At 65.7% G+C, this 367-nt stretch carries 1 pseudogene (only partly in view); it reads right to left on the bottom strand.

Features of this window, described 5'->3' with window-relative positions:
* A pseudogene (locus MIC448_RS15130) lies at window positions 1–362 on the bottom strand (IS3 family transposase); it reaches 821 nt to the left of the window's first position.
* Between the last annotated feature and the right edge of the window lie 5 nt (window positions 363–367).

Here is a 367-nt window from a genome sequence, read left to right as displayed (position 1 = left end):
CTTGAGCACCCGACACGTCACCGTCACAGGAATCCCTGCGGCGGCGAGCTCCGTCACGAGCGGGTAGAACCTTTTCCCGGGAGGTTCGCCTGCGACAGATACGCCGCCGCTCGACGCAACACCTCGTTCTCCTGCTCCAGCAGCCGGATCCGTTTCCGCGCCTCCCGCAGCTCAGCCCCTTCGACACGGGATTGGCCGGGCTTGGCACCCTCGTCGACGTCGGCGCGACGCAACCACTTCTGCAACGTCATCGGGTGAACGCCGAAGTCTTTCGCGATCTGCTCGATCGTCACTCCGGGCTCACGGTTCCGCGCGACGCGCACGACGTCATCACGGAACTCGGTCGGGTAGGGCTTGGGCACAATGC

Source organism: Microbacterium sp. C448, assembly GCF_000582705.2.
Taxonomy (GTDB): domain Bacteria; phylum Actinomycetota; class Actinomycetes; order Actinomycetales; family Microbacteriaceae; genus Microbacterium; species Microbacterium lacus_A.
The sequence above is the reverse complement of the archived record's forward strand: the minus strand, read 5'-3'. Positions and strand labels throughout refer to the sequence as shown.